The 16,723-nt window shown below is 33.3% G+C and carries 14 protein-coding genes, 1 pseudogene and 1 riboswitch; of the genes and pseudogenes, 7 read left to right on the forward strand and 8 right to left on the reverse strand.

Annotated features, from left to right (window positions below):
* Nucleotides 1-88 precede the first annotated feature (88 nt).
* On the forward strand, nt 89-481 hold the full coding sequence (locus ACHMWN_RS13845) for a hypothetical protein (protein WP_397302146.1): 393 nt from the start codon (nt 89-91) through the stop codon (nt 479-481).
* Here the strand turns inward: ACHMWN_RS13845 and ACHMWN_RS13850 are convergent.
* The 5 genes from ACHMWN_RS13850 to ACHMWN_RS13870 all read right to left on the reverse strand — a co-directional run bounded on the left by ACHMWN_RS13850 (nt 476) and on the right by ACHMWN_RS13870 (nt 4,394).
* Nucleotides 476-1,201 (reverse strand): menaquinone biosynthetic enzyme MqnA/MqnD family protein, encoded by a 726-nt coding sequence (locus ACHMWN_RS13850; protein ID WP_397302149.1) that lies wholly within the window; start codon nt 1,199-1,201, stop codon nt 476-478. The two genes, ACHMWN_RS13845 and ACHMWN_RS13850, sit on opposite strands and share 6 nt — an antisense overlap.
* Nucleotides 1,202-1,266: 65 nt before the next feature.
* Nucleotides 1,267-1,878, reverse strand: coding sequence for a histidine phosphatase family protein (locus ACHMWN_RS13855; RefSeq protein ID WP_397302152.1), 612 nt, complete (start codon nt 1,876-1,878; stop codon nt 1,267-1,269).
* Between the two features lie 14 nt (nt 1,879-1,892).
* On the reverse strand, nt 1,893-2,540 hold the full coding sequence (locus ACHMWN_RS13860; RefSeq protein ID WP_397302155.1) for a DUF4279 domain-containing protein: 648 nt from the start codon (nt 2,538-2,540) through the stop codon (nt 1,893-1,895).
* A gap of 8 nt (nt 2,541-2,548) precedes the next feature.
* On the reverse strand, nt 2,549-3,733 hold the full coding sequence (mqnE, locus tag ACHMWN_RS13865; RefSeq protein WP_397302157.1) for an aminofutalosine synthase MqnE: 1,185 nt from the start codon (nt 3,731-3,733) through the stop codon (nt 2,549-2,551).
* A gap of 169 nt (nt 3,734-3,902) precedes the next feature.
* Nucleotides 3,903-4,394, reverse strand: coding sequence for a hypothetical protein (locus ACHMWN_RS13870; protein ID WP_397302158.1), 492 nt, complete (start codon nt 4,392-4,394; stop codon nt 3,903-3,905).
* Nucleotides 4,395-4,500: 106 nt separating this feature from the next.
* Between ACHMWN_RS13870 and ACHMWN_RS13875 the strand changes: the two genes are divergently transcribed.
* The 3 genes from ACHMWN_RS13875 to ACHMWN_RS13885 all read left to right on the forward strand — a co-directional run bounded on the left by ACHMWN_RS13875 (nt 4,501) and on the right by ACHMWN_RS13885 (nt 8,491).
* Nucleotides 4,501-5,616: a trans-sulfuration enzyme family protein gene (locus ACHMWN_RS13875; protein ID WP_397302160.1), complete on the forward strand. Its 1,116-nt coding sequence runs from the start codon at nt 4,501-4,503 to the stop codon at nt 5,614-5,616.
* Between the two features lie 170 nt (nt 5,617-5,786).
* A riboswitch (SAM riboswitch) is annotated at nt 5,787-5,899 on the forward strand.
* Between the two features lie 249 nt (nt 5,900-6,148).
* Nucleotides 6,149-7,207: a homoserine O-acetyltransferase gene (metX, locus tag ACHMWN_RS13880; protein WP_397302163.1), complete on the forward strand. Its 1,059-nt coding sequence runs from the start codon at nt 6,149-6,151 to the stop codon at nt 7,205-7,207.
* 42 nt (nt 7,208-7,249) lie between these two features.
* Nucleotides 7,250-8,491 carry a homoserine dehydrogenase gene (locus tag ACHMWN_RS13885; protein ID WP_397302166.1) on the forward strand — a complete coding sequence of 414 codons (1,242 nt, stop codon included), beginning with the start codon at nt 7,250-7,252 and terminating at the stop codon, nt 8,489-8,491.
* Nucleotides 8,492-8,622: 131 nt separating this feature from the next.
* Here ACHMWN_RS13885 and ACHMWN_RS13890 read toward each other — a convergent pair whose 3' ends face one another.
* The 3 genes and pseudogenes from ACHMWN_RS13890 to ACHMWN_RS13900 all read right to left on the reverse strand — a co-directional run bounded on the left by ACHMWN_RS13890 (nt 8,623) and on the right by ACHMWN_RS13900 (nt 13,855).
* Nucleotides 8,623-9,966 carry a dihydrolipoamide acetyltransferase family protein gene (locus ACHMWN_RS13890; RefSeq protein ID WP_397302167.1) on the reverse strand — a complete coding sequence of 448 codons (1,344 nt, stop codon included), beginning with the start codon at nt 9,964-9,966 and terminating at the stop codon, nt 8,623-8,625.
* Nucleotides 9,967-10,021: 55 nt separating this feature from the next.
* On the reverse strand, nt 10,022-11,269 hold the full coding sequence (locus ACHMWN_RS13895) for a competence/damage-inducible protein A (RefSeq protein ID WP_397302170.1): 1,248 nt from the start codon (nt 11,267-11,269) through the stop codon (nt 10,022-10,024).
* Nucleotides 11,270-11,279: 10 nt separating this feature from the next.
* A pseudogene (locus ACHMWN_RS13900) lies at nt 11,280-13,855 on the reverse strand (putative LPS assembly protein LptD).
* A gap of 203 nt (nt 13,856-14,058) precedes the next feature.
* On the opposite strand from ACHMWN_RS13900, the gene ACHMWN_RS13905 reads away from it, so the two are divergent.
* The 3 genes from ACHMWN_RS13905 to ACHMWN_RS13915 are packed head-to-tail and all read left to right on the forward strand — an operon-like array spanning nt 14,059 to nt 16,720.
* The gene (locus ACHMWN_RS13905; protein ID WP_397302173.1) at nt 14,059-14,937 is read left to right on the forward strand and encodes an N-acetylmuramoyl-L-alanine amidase; all 879 of its coding nucleotides are present in this window, start codon (nt 14,059-14,061) and stop codon (nt 14,935-14,937) included.
* Nucleotides 14,938-14,977: 40 nt separating this feature from the next.
* Entirely contained in the window at nt 14,978-15,751 is a 774-nt protein-coding gene (locus tag ACHMWN_RS13910) for an N-acetylmuramoyl-L-alanine amidase (RefSeq protein WP_397302175.1), read from the forward strand.
* Between the two features lie 15 nt (nt 15,752-15,766).
* Nucleotides 15,767-16,720, forward strand: coding sequence for an MlaD family protein (locus tag ACHMWN_RS13915; protein ID WP_397302178.1), 954 nt, complete (start codon nt 15,767-15,769; stop codon nt 16,718-16,720).
* Nucleotides 16,721-16,723: the final 3 nt, after the last annotated feature.

Genomic DNA, 16,723 nt, shown 5'->3' on the forward strand with positions numbered 1-16,723 from the left:
ATAAAATTAATAAATAGAAAGTTAATCACATAGATTTACATTGTAGCGTTTAACTAATATAGGTTATCTTTGAAAAAATAAAATACGAATGGCAGTTTTACATAGAAAAGAGGAAAAAATACAAGCGGTATTAGGAAGATTACCTAAGAAATACACAGATGAGCAATTTGTAGAAATGTTTATTAAACTGTATTCTAAAGATTGGGGTAAAATTAAATCGGCATACATTAAACAATCTCAAGATAAAGAACCCGGCACTGTAATAAATATGCCAAAACCAGATCTGTATTTAAAGCAAGTTTTAACTTCATATTTACAACAGAATCCAACTATCAAAGGTGATGATATACAGGAATCTACTATTGAACAACAACCTATAATCAAAGAAACTAAAGCATCTGTTAAAAAGAAGGTTGAAGTAGAAAAAGACGCAGTTGTAAATGTTAAAAAATCAAAGCCTGCTGCTAAAAGAGGCTTATAATTTCTCTATATACCCTAAAAACAACCCTAGCGCTTTCCTCTTCTCATCAGTTAATTCGAAATTTAGCTTATGCAAAAGGTAATCGTCCAAATCAAAATTTGAATGTTGAGGCAATTCTTTTAAAACTTCATTTCTATGAGCTAAACCAAATTGCAAAGCCTTATCAAAAGCAGCAACAAAGGTTGGAGAAATAACTTTATTAGCTACCCAAGCAGCATACACAAATGGCAAACCTGTAAATCTCATCCACTCCTCACCCATATCATAGGCATAAGCAAAATCTGATTTTCTACCAAAAGTACGATCTCCAATTAAAACAATTGCGTCAGTTTTGGCATCTTGATTGGTCGTAAATTCTACTTCAACTTTAAAATGAAATTTTAATAAAACCTTAGCCAAATTATTAGAAGTACGCGATTGTAAATCGAGTTTTACCGTTTTTATTTCTGAAGCAGGAACGTTAGCGAAAATAAATACCGAATTCACTGCACCCACCGAACCGATGCAATAAGAACCTATAATATTCGCATTAGGTACGTAAGGTATAGCAGCAACAGGAATTAAACCAATATCAACTTTGTTTGCAATTAATTTTGCAGCACAATCTGATGGGATATCTAAACTTAAATCTATTTCGTTGCAAATATCATTGTGTTCAATTCCGTAAATAAATGGTTTGGCATTGGTATAAGAAACTGCAGATATTTTTATTTTACTCACTTTTACTAATTTATGTCGCCTGAATTTATCCTACCCATATTTAGATATCGAAACAAGCAAGGCGTTTATTTTAAATGATCGGTATTGTTAAAGTCGATAACTGTAAATCCATTACCATCAAAACCCAATCTGTATAATGTTGTATTTTGATGTGGAAAATCCCCCATTTCAGATAGTGGTTTATTAAGTAATAAGCATAGCAATAAACGCATAGCTCTGCCATGCATGCACACTAAAATTCGTTTTTCATCAGTTTTGCTTTTAATAAGCGAGATCGTTTCTTGTAAACGTAAACTTACATCATTAGGACTTTCGCCACCTTCAAATTTCGCATCATAATTACCACCTTGCCATTTCTCAACTACCTCTCTAAATGCTGCTCTAGATTCTTCTGTATTTGGCTGACCTTCCCATAAGCCCCAAGCTAATTCATCTAAACCTGATTCTTGCTCCCATGGTAAGCCTAAATCTATAAATTGCTGTACAGTTTGATGAGTGCGTTTCAGTTCTGAAGTATAAATTTTATCGAATGCTACAGTTTTATACCTTTCAAAAAATGCAGCTGCTTGTGCTCGTCCAGTATCATTCAAATCACTATCTACACCCCTACCTTGTACAATTCCTAACCTATTTAACTCTGTTTCGGCGTGGCGGATGATGTATAATTCTTTAGACATGTTTTTAGGTTGATTTAATTAAAGAAATTTCCATCAGCACTACTATCAAAATCAATTGCCAAATTTAACCTACCCATTCTTTTAATTTGTTGTTTTTTAATACGATGACCACCTATCATTGTATTTCCGTTATGAAAAGATGAATAGACCTGTATATAACCTCCTGCATTCTTTATAAGGTTTTTGACACCCTCTTCGTCTTGCTCCAAATAATCCAACAATTTATCTAGTTTATCCTCAAATTCATCAGCTTCTGGATTTGGCTCAAAATCAATTGTACTTTCTTTCCATACACCATTTCCTCCTCTTATATCACCCTTATTTCTTCCATAAGTCGAACTAAGTTTAGTTAATTCTGATAGTTGTTGCAAAGATAAAGTATCAGAAAAAGCCCTAAAATACACAGAATGATAAGCTTCGATATTAACCGATCTTAATGATATAGTTGGTTTAATGTCAAAATAAACTACAAGAAAAAATTTCTCACCTTCTACTTTGAAATAAACAATAGCCTCATCATCTCTTTCGGTATCAACTCTTGCAATGCTGGGTTTATTATCTGTATAAACTAATTGATGAATTTCTAAAAATTGTTCTGTAACACCAAGTGTTCTGTTTTCAATTTCATCAATCGCTAATTTTATAATTAGCTCATCTGTCATATCACTTTTTAATTAATTACGGGTAATTTGTAATAAGATGGTTTAACATCGCTTTCAAAAACAACATCGGTAAAATCAGTTACCACATTGTACAACGTATCTCTTTCAATTGGTTTTCTGCCGACTTGTTTAATCAAATTAACCAATTCTTGTGTACTCATTGCTGGGTTTTGCTCTTCGGCGCCAGCCATCGAATATATTTTAGTCGTATCGTCTAGTGTTCCGTCAATATCATCAACCCCAAAGTTTAAAGAAAGTTGAGCAGTTTCTCTACTAATCATTGCCCAATATGCTTTAATATGGTCGAAATTATCCAAATAAATTCGAGCTATAGCATAATTCCGTAAATCTTCAATTACTGAAACCTCTGGCACATGGCTCATTTGGTTATGCTGATTTCTAAATTTTAATGGGATAAATGTTTGAAAACCTTTCGTTTGATCTTGTAAATTACGTAAACGCTCCATATGATCTACACGATGTTCGTATTTCTCAATATGACCGTATAACATGGTTGCATTAGATCGCATTCCTAATTTATGCCACTCTTCATGAATAGCCAACCATTGGTCTGCTGTACATTTATCTTTTGCAATTTGCTCCCTAATCTCTGGATGAAATATTTCTGCCCCACCACCCGGAATTGATTCTAAACCTGCTTCTTTCATCAATTTCATACCTGTAGCGTAATCTATTTTGGCTTTTTTGAAGATGTAATGATACTCTACAGGAGTTAATGCTTTTACATGTAGTGCAGGGCGATGTTTTTTGATAGCACTAAACAAAGTTGAATAAAATTCCACATCGTACTGCGGTAAAACACCTCCAACAATATGAACCTCAGTAACAGGTTCATTATCATATTTCTTAACTACATCGAGCATCTCATCCATAGTTAATGCCCAACCTTCTTCTTTCTGCTTAATTAAACGAGAATACGAACAGAATTTACAATCGTAAACACAAAGATTAGTAGGTTCTAAATGAAAATTCCGATTGAAATAGGTTTTATCTCCATGCTTTTCTTCTCTAATAAAATTAGCAAGTACACCTAAATATCCTAATTCTGCATGTTCATATAAGTATACACCTTCATCAAAAGTTATGCGCTGATGATTTTGAACTTTTTGGGCAATAGCCTTTAAAGGTGCTGCAAGAGTTGGGTTATTAAGAAGTAGAGTTAAAGCCTGCACGGTAATTCATTTTATGTTTAGGCAAAAGTACAATATTGACCTAATTGAAAATCATTTTCTTGTAAAAATGGCTTATTTAGAAACAATACATAAACAAAAGCCGCAAATGCGCAGATTAATTACTTAAAATCTGCGCATTTGCGGCTTATAATAAATATGCTTAGTGTTATTACTTAGCAGCTTTTGTAAAATTCATTACAATGTAGGCAGTTTTACTACCATATTCTATTGGCGATTTAACAACCATATTGGTTCCATCTGATGAAGAAAGCATCAAACGATAACCATCTGTTACGTTTTTAGCTTTATCGCCTTCATTTAATTTCTTAAATTGGAAAGTCTCATCAGCTGTGCTTACCGACCAAAAAATAGCTTGAGTTTTTGCTCCACAACTTGCACTTGATGGCAAACTGTAACTTCCATTACCACTATTTGTTAAATCCCAGGTGCTACCTACAAAACATTTATAAGAACTTTCACCTAAGAACGATTTTACGGCAACCTCAGGAATACCATCAAAAGTAATGTCGTTCAACACCCAATTACCTGTTACATCGCCACGTTTTACCGCAACTGTACCACTTGTTGTTTTCGGAGAGCAGCTTTGTAACACTATTAATGAACTACAAATTAAGGCTGCTATTAAAAATATTCTTTTCATATACTTGCTTTTTGATTAAGCTTTTACATAAATCTTGCCAAAAACATTTTTTTAGCAAGATAAAATTTAGCTTTGCTATAAATCTTTGTTATTTAATTCGTAAAAAATGAAACCAGAAACTGCTGCCATCCATGCATTAAATTTAGTAAAAAGTGCTACAGGTGATGTAACGATGCCTATTAGCTTATCTACAACTTTTTTACGCGATGAAAATGGCGGATATCCAGGCGGATATATGTATAGCAGAATGAACAATCCAAATAGAGCTGCTTTAGAAAATGTAATCACAACTTTAGAATATGGCGCTGATACTTGTGTTTTTTCATCAGGTAATACCGCTGGAATGTCTATTTTTCAAGCCTTAAAACCTGGAAGTCATATTATTGCACCTGATGATATGTATTGGGGTTTAAAAAAACAGTTATTAAGCATTTTTAATGAAACCTTAACATTCGATTTTATTAATTTAGTTGATATTGATAACTTAGAAAGTTTCATTAAACCTAATACAGCTTTGATTTGGGCAGAAACTCCTTCTAATCCACTCTTAAAAATTACAGATATTGAAGGATTGGCAAAGATTTGCAAAGTACATCAACTCATTTTAGCAGTCGATAGCACTTTTGCTTCTCCAACTTTACAAAATCCAATTACATTAGGTGCAGACATTGTGATGCATTCTACTACTAAATATATTGGTGGTCATAGCGATGTTTTAGGTGGTTCTTTAACTACCGCTACAAAAAATGAGTTTTGGGAAAGAGTTAAAAATATCCAACAAAATGGTGGTGCAGTTCCATCGCCATTCGATTGCTTTTTATTACTTAGAAGTATTAAAACCTTAGCATATAGAGTAAAAGGTCATTGTGATAATGCGATGAAATTAGCTCTCTATTTAGAAAATCATCCAAAAGTTGACACCGTATATTATCCTGGTTTACCTTCTCATCCACAACATGATATTGCTAAAAAGCAAATGAAAGATTTTGGAGGAATGTTGTCTGTCTTAGTTAAAGGCGATGCAGTAACTGCTAAAAAAGTGGTAAATGCTGTAAAAATATTTGCCCAAGCTACCAGCCTAGGAGGTGTAGAAAGTTTAGTTGAACATCGTGCTTCTGTTGAAGGACCCGATACAAAAACCCCACAGAATTTAATTCGGGTTTCGGTTGGCTTGGAACATATTGACGATCTTATTGCAGATTTTGAGCAAGCTTTGGGTTAATGGTCAATAAACCACTAGCTATTCATGATCAACTATCTAATTTTATCTGCTTATTTTTCAATTAGTTAAATAATAATCAGAATTTTATTTTGCATATTTTCTAATACAATCTTATATTTGAAACATTATTTGGTGAAAGCTAAATAAAAATCAAATCTTTTAATCGATTTGATTTATAAAGAAGTGGCGAGAGACAGGCTCTTTGACCCACTGGCAACCCTCCATAACGGAGAAGGTGCCAATTCCTGACCAGCCAACATGGTGTTGTTTGGAAATATAAATTAAGAAGATGAAAACAATTAATTCAATTTCGCTAAGCGAAAATTTTAAGTCAAGCCCTAAACAATCAATTGCATTTTTAAATGTAAATCTGATTTGCTGTAATATGCAGTTAACAAACTTTATGTGCTGTCGCATATACTAGTTTAAAAATCTTCCACTTTGTTATTTTCAATTCGGAAGGTCTCGAGAAATCGAGATATGCTGTTACCTATTATCAAGTCCATTACATTAAAAAGAAGATTAGTACCTCATGAGCACAGTAGCTATATATAAACACCCTAAAATATTCAAATTAGAAAACGGCAAAAAATTGCGCAATCTAGAAATTGCTTATCAAACGTTTGGTAAATTAAATGCCAACAAGGATAATGTAATTTGGGCTTGTCATGCATTAACTGCAAATGCAGATGTATTAGATTGGTGGAAAGGATTATTTGGAAATAATGCTTTATTTAATCCAGAAGAGCATTTTATAGTTTGTGCTAACATTTTGGGTTCAAACTACGGAACTACAAATCCACTAAGTAAAAATCCAACAACTGGTCAACCGTACTATTTATCTTTTCCAGAATTTACCATTAAAGATTTAGCCGCAACGCACAATTTATTAGCAAACTATTTAGAAATAAGCAACATTAAGGTTTTAATTGGTGGTTCTTTAGGAGGTCAACAAGCGTTAGAATGGTCATTAGCTAAAACACAGACCATAGAAAATTTAATTTTGGTAGCTACAAATGCTGTTCATTCTCCATGGGGAATTGCGTTTAACGAAAGTCAACGTTTAGCGATTAGTACAGACAGAACATTTTACGCTAATCAACCAGATGGTGGCTTAAAAGGTTTAAAAGTTGCACGGAGCATTGCGTTATTATCTTATCGTACGTACGAAGCGTATTCAGCAACACAATTAGAAAGTGTAAACGATAAAACGACTGGTTATCGAGCCGCATCTTATCAAAATTACCAAGGCGAGAAATTGTGTAAACGCTTTAATGCATACAGTTATTGGTATTTAAGCAAAGCGATGGACAGTCACAATGTTGGACGCGGGAGAAAAAGTATTACTGCAGCGTTAGCAGAAATTAAAGCAAATACATTAGTGATTGGAATTGAAAACGATGTACTCTTCCCTATCAGCGAGCAAAAGTTTTTAGCTAACCATATTAATGAAGCACAATTCAGTAGTATTAATTGTGCTTATGGACATGATGGTTTTTTAATAGAAACTGACAAACTAACGAACATCATAGGCAATTTCTTGAAAGAAAGTAGCGATAAGAAAATAATCAAATTACATAAAACAGCATAATAAGCTGAGAGCGAAAAAGCTTAAGGCACAATACATACACTAATGAGTAAGAAACTTAAAATAGGATTATTTGGATTTGGAGTGGTTGGACAAGGTTTGCACGATATTATCCGTGGGCAAAATTTAAATTTAGAAGTCGTAAAAATTGCAATTAAAAACCCTGGAAAAAAACGCAGTTTAGAGGCTCATCTTTTCACCACTTCCCATGATGAAATTTTAAATAATCCAGAAATAAATACAATAGTAGAATTAATTGACGATGCAGACGTTGCTTTTCAAATTGTAAAAAAAGCATTAAGCAATGGTAAACATGTAGTATCGGCCAATAAAAAAATGATTGCTATTCATTTAGAAGAATTGGTACAATTACAAGCAAAGTATGGTACATCTTTACTATATGAAGGTGCTGTTTGTGGTAGTATTCCAATTATTCGTAACCTAGAAGAATATTACGATAATGAGCTTTTGCATGGCATTAGCGGAATTTTTAATGGTTCATCAAACTACATTTTATCTAAAATATTTAATGAAGGTTTAGCCTATGAAACTGCTTTAAAACAAGCACAAGATTTAGGCTTTGCAGAAACTGATCCCATTTTAGATGTTGGAGGTTATGATCCTAAATATAAATTGGCTATTGCTACAGCACATGCTTATGGTTTATTTATCAATCCTGATCATATATTAAATGTTGGTATTCAGAATATTTCTGATGCGGATATTCAATATGCGAGAGAGAAAAATTTTAAAATTAAATTAGTACCGACAGCTCGTAAAATAAGTACTAAACAAGTTGTTGCATTTGTATTGCCAAAATTTGTGAAGGCTGACGATTTCCTATACAATGTAGAAAATGAATACAATGGGGTAACTGTACAAGCAGCTTTTGCTGATAAACAGTTCTTTTTTGGCAAAGGTGCAGGCGGACATCCAACTGGTGCAGCTGTACTTTCTGATATAGCTGCTTTACGTTATGATTACCGTTACGAGTATAAAAAATATCATCAATTAAATGGCTTAATACATACAGATAAAGTGAGTATTGAAGTATATATAAGATATGTACATGAATATACGATTGAGAAATTACAGATTGAGAACATCTCTGAACGTTTCTCACGTAATGAATATAAATATGTAATTGGCAATGTTAGTTTAAAAAACTTAATTGCACACCGCGATTTACTAATAAATAAAGATGTATTTATAGCACAAACTGGAAAATTAAGTTACAGTCAACAAGATATTGCTGCTATTGCCGAAGAAGGCATTCTGGCTAATTAATTGTTTTTTGTTTTGTTTTGAGCAAAAGCCTCGACACTATGTTGGGGCTTTGCTATTTATAAATAAATCAAAAAGGTCTGTGTTTCACAGACCTTTTTGATTTATTTAAGCTTCGTTCAATAACCAATGAACTAACTAACCTCTCTATTAATATCCCAATTCTCTAAATAATCTGCTACACGACGAACAAAAGAACCACCTAATGCACCATCAACCACTCTATGGTCATAAGAAAGTGAAAGGAACATCATGTGTCTAATTGCTATAACATCGCCAAATTCAGTTTCTAAAACTGCTGGTTTCTTTTTAATAGCACCAACAGCTAAAATTGCAACTTGTGGCTGATTGATAATTGGAGTGCCCATTACGTTTCCAAAAGAACCAACATTTGTTAAGGTAAATGTTCCACCTTGAGTTTCGTCTGGTTTTAATTTCGAGTTACGAGCACGTGATGCTAAATCATTAACCGCTTTAGTTAAGCCAACTAAATTCAACTGATCTGCATTTTTAATTACGGGTACAATTAAATTTCCACTTGGTAAAGCTGCTGCCATACCAATATTAATGTCCCGTTTTTTAATGATTTGTGTTCCATTAACAGTTACATTAATCATTGGAAAATCTTTTATCGCTCTGCTTACTGCTTCAACAAATATAGGTGTAAACGTAATTTTCTCATTTTCGCGTTGCTCAAATGCTTTTTTCACTTTATCACGCCACATTACCATGTTGGTTACATCAGCTTCTACAAATGAAGTTACGTGTGGCGAAGTATGTTTACTCATTACCATGTGTTCGGCAATAAGTTTACGCATTCTATCCATTTCTATAATTTCATCCCCGCCACTTACAGAAGTTACTGGTTTAGCGCTTGGAGTTATAGGTTTATTGGCTTCAACTGGAGATGGACTCTCCGTTGCAATTGAGGTTGCTTTAATAGTAGTACCACCTTTTTTGCTTTGGATATAGTTTAGCAAATCATCTTTAGTTAAACGTCCTTCAGCCCCACTTCCCTTTAGTTGATCAAGCTCTGCAACTGTAATATTTTCTTGTGCAGCAATATTTTTCACCAATGGTGAATAAAAACGATCAGAGTTTTTAAAATCTTGAGGAGTACTTTCTTCTGTTTTAGCAATAGGTAGTTGAGCAACACCTGGAACATTTTCTACATTAACTGTTGGTGCAGGAACTTCTTCTTGTTTAGTTTCAACAATTGGAGCACTTTCTGCAGCACCTTCAATTTCTATAGTTGCAATTACAGCACCTACTTGAACCACGTCATCGGCAGCAAAAAGTTGTTTAACCAATTTACCAGCCACAGGCGATGGCACTTCAGAATCTACCTTATCAGTAGCAATTTCTAGTATCGTATCATCCAGTTGAATCAAATCTCCTGGCTGTTTAGTCCATTTAATGATAGTTGCTTCTGCAACACTCTCTCCCATTTTTGGTAACAATAATTCGTATTGAGCCATTTGTTATTGCGTTTATAATTGGTATCTGTGGGCAAAAGTACGCCTTTTTACCTATTTAATTCAAATCTTGTTTTAATAGATTTAGCAACATGGTTAAAGCTGCTGTAGCTGAACGTTCTATATTTTGTATTCTTTTGCTACTAAATGTGAACAATTTAGCTACCACTTTATCCTTTGTTCCAATGGCAATCCACACAGTACCAACAGGTTTACCTGGTATACCACCATCAGGGCCAGCTATACCACTAACTGCAATTGAATAATCGGTTTTAAAATGAGTGATTGCACCTTGCGCCATTTCTTTTACTGTTTGTTCACTTACTGCACCGAATTCTGTTAAGGTTTGATGTTTTACACCTAAAATAGATTCCTTTAAATCGTAAGAATAGGCAACAGCACCACCTGCAAAAACAGCTGATGAACCTGCATGTTGTGTAATTAAATGTGAAATATAACCCCCGGTGCAACTTTCTGCAGTGGAAAGCGTCAAATTTTTAGCCTTCATTTTATCCAAAATGGCCTTTTCTAGTGGTACATCTTCATCAATTACTACATGCAAATTTATACGTTGAATGATTTGTTGTGCGTAACTATTTACATCTGCTCTTAAAGTAGATTCATCATTACCTTCAGCGCTTAATCTTAGTCTTACTTGCCCCAATTTTGGTAAATATGCTAGTTTAATATAACTAGGTAAACTATCTTCTATATCTTCAATTTGTTGTGCAAGAAATGATTCGCCTAAACCTGATGTTAAAATTGTTTTGTGGACAATGAAAGGTAAAACGAATGCTTTTTTAAGGCGAGGTAAAATTTCTTCCTCCATTAAATACATCATTTCAAAAGGTACTCCAGGCATGGAAACAATAATTTTACCGTCTACTTCAAACCACATGCAGGGTGCTGTACCATTTTTATTTTGAATAACAACACATCCATCTGGCACATCTGCTTGTCTAATATTTACATCTATCATTGGTCTGTTAAGACCTGCAAAAATTGTTTGTATGTGTTCAAGCGTTGCTTGATCTCGCCTTAAAGGCATATTAAAATATTTCGATAAGGTGAGTTTAGTAATATCATCCTTTGTTGGACCTAATCCGCCAGTAATCAAAATTAAATCTGCTCGTTTTTGCGCTTCATCTAAGGATTGTACAATATGTTCGGCGTTATCAGAGACTGATGTAATTTGCTTTACACTAATTCCTATCTTATTTAACTCCCTTCCCATCCAAGCAGAATTAGTATCTACTATTTGACCAATTAGTATTTCGTCACCTATGGTAATGATTTCAGCCAGCATAATAATTAATTTAGTACTTGGTATAATAACCTTTACGTTTGCTTAGTTTAAGGTCTTGAAGGATAGATGCTTTTACTTTTATATCTATCGAGTAACTTTGATAACTACCAAATGGTATCCAATTGGCGCTCAAATCCCAACAATGCAAATCTCTATAAATTGCAAATGAAGTATAAGAAACAGTTTTAGCTTTAAAATCGTAACCTGAATTAAATTGAATTTTCCATTTTGGAGTTAAGTTAAAATCTCCATTAAAATTTAATGTATTACTGATACTTCTCGTCGCTGCTAAACCTAAAGAGTTGTTATAGTTAAAGCTATAAGAAAAAGCAATATTCCAAGGAATGTTAAAATCTACAAAAGCATTTGGATCTCTACTTATAGCTTGTAACTGCTCAATTTGCTCTGGTGTTCTTCCAGCTTGTTGTTGTTCAGTTTGATTTTTTAGTGCATCCATGTTTTTATTACGTCCTTTTAACGCATCTGGATTTAAACTGTAATCAAAAGAGAAGTTAAAGCTAGTTAATCGTGGTAATTTACCATCTTTCCATACGTATCTATCTACTTCTTGGTATTGATATGTAGTAGTTTGTGTAGAGCCAGAACCTGAAGTTATGGGTACATTTTGTACAGCATACGGGCTAAAAACACCGCTAAAGTTAAAACCTAATTTATCTGTAAATTGAGATCTACCACCAAAATTTATGGGTGCTAGTTTTTTAGTTGGTGCCACAAAATTATAGGAACTAGAAAAATTCAAGCCTTGTATAATTGGTATTTTCTTTTCACCAGTTCCTGTTGTATCTTTCGAATCAGACACTTTTAATTCTACATTGTTATCTACAGAAAAACCTATACTTGCTTGTTTACCAGCAGATGGTCCACCGTATTGTGCACCTTCAAATATGGAGTATTTTTGAGGAAGCCCTTGGTAATCTCTCACTAAGTTATCACCATCTAATGGCACACTTTTTCCTGGTCTTATATCATTTGTATAATAAACTTTGTTTTTATAATACCCATAATTATTGGTAGAGAAATCAGGTTTATAAGAGAAACTTACGTTAGGAGTCATCACATGTCTTATGGCTTTAATACTACCTAAATTTTTAAATTTCTTTCCGCCATATAATTTAGTAGACATACCTAAACTTAACGAATATTCGCCAGCACGTTTAAAGCCATTAACAGTATCAATAGCTACACTATCAGATGAATTTGGTCTTTTAAAATATCTGTTTTGAACAGTTTGTAAATACCAACGTTCATTATAGTTTACACTACTATTAAAGTTTAAATATTTTAAAACATTAAACGGTAAACTGATTGGAATAGAGTGTTGCATTCCATTTCTAAATCTTTTTAGCCCGTCTTTATCAAATAATAAATCTTCCCTTGTATTTACAGTATTACTTGCTTGCATGCTGTATCCTACCGTAATTTTCTGATACCATTTTTGCTCACCTACTCTATCTTTTGAATCGAATGGACTAATGGTAGACATATTTAGACTTACTTGTGGCAAGGTTAAAGAAATTGTTTTAGCTCTAGTTTCTTGACTGTGGGAAAGTGAAGTAGTTAAATTAAACAATCCATCACCAAAAACTTTTCCATAGGCAATACTCGAACTCATGGTATTACTGGCAATCTGATTTATATCATATGTTCCGTTTGCAGCAGAAACACTAAAATAGTTTCCCGTACCTGCATTTACTGAAGCACTAAATGTTGTACCAGGTTTAGCGTTTGCATTTTGACTATGTGTCCAACCAATGTGAAAGTTTTTTTGCGGATCGTATTCAGGAGTGCCTTCTAGTCCTTGTCGATCACTTGCGTACGCAAGATTAAAATTACCGCCAAACTTATAGCGTTTAATATAGTTTGTCGCCAAATTTAGATGGTAAGATCCGTTTGTATAAATATCACCAGTTAACCTTGCATCCCAATAATCATTTAGCGCCAAATAATATCCACCATTTGTTAATGAAAAACCTTTTGTTGCATCTTCGCCAGGTGTGGGCAATATAATACCTGATGATTTTTATTTGGCTTTGGGAAAAAGCCAAAGGGGATGGCAATAGGCAACGGAACCCGTTCAAATTCTAAGTAAACTGGACCTGTAATAATCTGATTTTCTGTTGCAATACCTTTAGTAATGTGTATACCATAATGTGGCTCTGGTAAATTGCAAGTACTGTATGTTGTACCAGATACGTTAAACTCATTATCAGGTTGCATTTTAGTTTTACCACCAGAAAAAAATCCACCTTCTTGCTCAGTAAATACACCACTTACTGTTCCTTTACCTGTTTTTGTATTATAGGTTAATGAATCTGCAATAGAAGAACCTTCTCTACCCATTTTAAAAATTGGTCTGCCAATGTATTTACCTTTATCGGTTTTAATACCTCTAGCAAAAATTGTATTGTCTTTTGAATTAAATCTGATATAATCTGCATCTAATTCAAAATCCTGGTAAATTACGCGTGCTCTACCGTATAAATACATGATACCGTTTTTCCGATCAACACGTGTAGAATCTTTTGCAAAGTATTCAACTTTCTCATCGAGATCACTTTTCTTCATTTTGACCTTGGAGGTATCTCTTTTAGCAGAATCCGTTTGTTTTGTTACCTGTTGAAAGGAAAAATTAGACGAGGCTAGCGCATTGTTACCAACAGATGTTAATAAAAGAGCTGCAATAATAAAAATGATATCGCGTAAAAGTTTCAAATTCGTGTGTGAATGTTATTTTTGCAATAATGTTTATCCCAAAACGTTCAAAATTAATGAAAAATATACCATTGGTTAGACCAAATGCAATTTTGATTATATTTATTTCTGCTTTATCTATTTTAGGTATTGATAATCAATTACTTGCACAAGAATACAAAATAAAAACAATTGTTATCGATGCTGGTCACGGCGGCAAAGATGGCAGTACGAGAGGATTATATTCTACAGAAAAAGACGTTGCCTTAAAAACAGCTTTACGATTAGGCAAGTTAATTCAAGATAGTTTAAAGGATGTAAAAGTAATTTTTACGAGACAGGATGATACTTTTATTCCTCTTTATGAGCGAATTGCTATTGCCAATAATGCAAAAGCAGATTTATTTATTTCTATCCATTGTAATGATATGCCAGTTTACAGCACACGTTATATCAGTGGTTATACTAGAAATAAAAAAGGTAAAAAAGTTCCAATTTATAAAACAAGATATGCTAAAAGTACGTCTACTAAAGGTGTAGAAACCTTTGTTTCTGGTAGTGGACGGGTAAATGAGCAAGATGCAGCAATTAAAAGGGAAAACGCATCTATCTTTTTAGAGGATAACTACAAAGAGAATTACGATGGTTTTAATCCAGATGATCCAGAAAGCGCTATCATTTTATCCTTAATGAAAAATACCTTTAGAACACAGAGTTTAAAACTTGCCAAATTAGTGCAAGATGAATATATCCAAGTGGGGAGAATAAACAGAGGTGTCCAAGAAAAAAGCCTTGCCGTATTAGCTCGTGCTGGTATGCCAGCTATTTTAACGGAAATTGGCTTTATTAGCAATCCTGGCGAGGAAGACTATATGAATTCGGAAGCTGGCCAAAAAGAAATAACCAATTGTCTGTTAAAAGCAATAGAAGCCTACAAAGTAAGTGTAGAAATATAGTTGACGATATTTATTATAAATTTGTAAAAAATAAGTTTAGATGAGATTAAAAAGTGTCCTGTTAACCTTTGCCATTATATTTCTTTTTTATTCAAGTAATGTTTTCGCACAGGGTTATAAAATCAAAACTATTGTAATTGATGCAGGTCATGGGGGCGTGAAACCAGGTGCAGCAGGTAAGTATTCTTTAGAAAAAAATGTTGCATTAAAAGTTGCTTTAAAACTTGGTAAGAAGCTAGAAGAAGAATTACCCGGAATTAAAATTATTCAAATTCGTAAAACAGATGTTGATGTTGACTGGTATCGCAGAGCTGAAATAGCGAATGATGCAAAAGCAGATCTATTTATTTCTATTCATTGTAACTCAATGGGCGGAAGTGATAGAACGACAAAAGGAACTGAAACTTTTGTTGGTGCATATAGACGTATCAATGAAATGGATGCTGGCTTGAAAGAAAATGAGGATATTTTAAAGGATAAAGATTATAAAAAGAAAGGAACTTACGATCCTACAAATCCTGAAGAATTAATTATGTTATCTTTGTACAAATCTCTTTACCGAGCAAAAAGCTTAGCTTTAGCAAAGATGATTCAAAAAAACTACACCAATGTGAACAAAAGAGTTAATAGAGGTGTTAAAGAACAAGGATTATTGATATTACAACGTGCAGCAATGCCATCTGTATTAACAGAAATTGGTTTTATTTCTAATCCAACTGAAGAAGATTACATTAACTCACCAGAAGGACAAGAAGAAATAGTAACTGCTATTGTGAATGCAATAAAACAATACAAAAAGGAAATTGAGATTTAACAAACAACAAACTAAGTGAAGATAAAAAACGAAACCAAAGTAGGCGTATTAGCAGCATTTGCTATTGCTTTATTAATAATTGGCTATAACTTCTTAAAGGGAAATTCTATATTTTCTAGCGAAACAGTATTATATGCTATCTATTCTCGTGTTGACGGTTTAGGCGTTTCAAAGCCTGTTTTAATTAATGGTTTTCAAATTGGTAGAGTCGATAAATTAACTTTACAACCTAACGGAACCATTATTGCAACCTTAAAAGTGCAGGATGAATATGAAATTCCTAAAAATACAATTGCTAGATTAGAAAGCACTGATCTTTTAGGCGGAAAAGCTATCGTTATGATTTTAGGAAACGATAAAAACTTTGCAAAAGATGGTGATACCTTAAATGCTAATGTGGTTAAAGGTTTGATGGAAACTGTACAACCAGTACAGAAAAAAGCAGAGCTCTTAATTGCTAAAATGGATTCGATTTTAACAAGTGTAAACTCAATTCTTAATGCTAATTTCCAGAAAAACGTTGATAGAAGCTTTACCAGTATTGCTTCTACCTTAGGCTCTTTAGAGGCTACTTCTAAAAAAGTAGATGCATTGGTAGGTTCAGAAAGTTCAAAACTCTCTGCTATTTTATCAAATGTTGAAGCAATTACTGCCAACTTTAAAAACAATGGCGCTAAAATTGATGCCGTTTTAACAAACTTAAATACAGTTACAGATAAAGTAGCTGCATTAAACTTTAAACAAACTATTGATAACGCGAATAAAGCAGTAGCTGATTTACAAGGTATAGTAACCGATGTTAAAAATGGAAAAGGTTCATTAGGTCAGTTAATAAATGATAAACAGATGTATGATAATCTGACTAATGCCGCTAAAAACTTAGATAATTTAATGATTGATTTAAAAGCTAACCCTAAGCGTTATGTACACTTCTCTGTATTTGGAGGTGGTAACAAAACAGATAAGTAATTA

Source organism: Pedobacter sp. UC225_61 (genome assembly GCF_044452285.1).
GTDB lineage: Bacteria > Bacteroidota > Bacteroidia > Sphingobacteriales > Sphingobacteriaceae > Pedobacter.